We start from the raw sequence: 1,365 nt of genomic DNA, 5'->3' as shown, positions 1-1,365 counted from the left end.
GTTGGTGGGTTCGTCGAGGAGGAAGAGGTCGTAGCGGGAGAGGAGGAGGGAGGCGAGGCCGGCGCGGGCGGCCTGGCCGCCGGAGAGGCCGGTCATCGGCTGGTCCAGATCGACGGCCAGACCGAGGGAGTCGACGACCTCCGCCGCCCGCTCGTCGANNCTCGCCCTCGCGGCGCTCCGGTTCCTGCGGGAGGTGCCCGACGGTGGCCGTGGGCGGGGACAGCCGCAGCTCCCCCTGTTCCGGTGGGAGGAGCCCGGCGAGCAGCCGCAGCAGCGTGGACTTGCCCGCGCCGTTGGCGCCGACCAGCCCGATCACGTCGCCGGGGGCGACGACGAGGTCGAGCCCGGAGAAGAGGGAGCGGTCGCCGTGGCCGGCGGCGAGGTTCTTGACGACGAGGGTGGCGGTCACAGGGTGCGATCCTAACGACCCGCGGCCGACCGACGCCCGCGGCCCGTCACCACCCCCAGGCACCGCCACCTCCGGTCACCCCCAGGCACCCTCACCTCCGGTCACCGCCCCATCGGCTCCACCAGGACCGTCCCCGTGGTCCGGGCCACGATGAACGACTCCCCCTTCACGGACTTCGCGTCCAGCCCGATCCGGTGCTGCCCCGCCGGCAGGATCCCGTCGAAGAAGCGGTACGTGTGCGTCCGGTACAGCCGGTCGAGCCGGTACGCGGTCAGCTCCACCCGGCAGGTCGAGGTGATCTCGATCCCGGCCTGCCCGTCCGCCGCGATCAGCCGGGTGAGCCTGCGCTGTCGGGCCGGACTGCGGTCGAGCGCGTTCTCGATCTGCGCGACGAGGAGCGGAATGATCGGGGCGAACCCGTCGACGTACGCGACCTCCACCCCCGCCCGGTCGAAGGCGCGCCGCNNGGACGGCGACCCGGGCACCGATGAGGAGGACCCGTGGGCGCGGCGACGTCTCGTCGGCGTCCTCGCGCAGCAGCGACTCCAGGGCGCTCCGGTACTCGGAGCCGTGGAACCGGAAGGGGCCTATACCGGTGTAGCCGTTCAGTCTGAGGTCGGCCTCCTCGTCCGTCTGCCAGGCGAAGTCCCGCCACACGTAGTCGTCGCCGTCCCGCTCTATCACCGCGGTCACGGCCCCGCAGGCGAGGTCCGCGCACTCGGGGCAGCCGTAGACGACGTACCGGCCGCCGCTCAGGGGCGCGTCGGCCTCCAGGAGCAGACTGCGCACCTGGGCGGTGAAGATCGAGGGCGGGACGTCGGAGGCGAGCGGGGAGACGGCGTCGAGGTCGGAGAGCTGGAACAGCAGCGGGCGTCCGTCGACGATGAAGTCCACGAAGTCCCGGTGGGCTTGGTAGGCACCGTCGGCGAGGACGCCACCGGCGCGGATCGCCGGTG

1 protein-coding gene and 3 pseudogenes are annotated in these 1,365 nt (G+C 73.0%); all 4 read right to left on the bottom strand.

Annotated features, from left to right (window positions below):
• Positions 1 to 158 (bottom strand): annotated as a pseudogene (locus tag AOK15_RS47765) (ATP-binding cassette domain-containing protein); the annotation flags it as partial.
• A 2-nt stretch (positions 159 to 160) separates the two neighbouring features.
• A partial coding sequence (locus tag AOK15_RS47760) for an ATP-binding cassette domain-containing protein (protein WP_240508728.1) occupies positions 161 to 409 on the bottom strand: 249 nt, incomplete at its 3' end.
• 101 nt (positions 410 to 510) lie between these two features.
• Positions 511 to 874: pseudogene (locus tag AOK15_RS47755) on the bottom strand (oxidoreductase); the annotation flags it as partial.
• Between the two features lie 2 nt (positions 875 to 876).
• Positions 877 to 1,365 (bottom strand): annotated as a pseudogene (locus AOK15_RS47750) (oxidoreductase); the annotation flags it as partial.

The organism is Streptomyces ossamyceticus (assembly GCF_001418475.1).
GTDB classification, from domain to species: domain Bacteria; phylum Actinomycetota; class Actinomycetes; order Streptomycetales; family Streptomycetaceae; genus Streptomyces; species Streptomyces ossamyceticus.
This window is presented reverse-complemented; position numbering and strand designations above follow the sequence as displayed.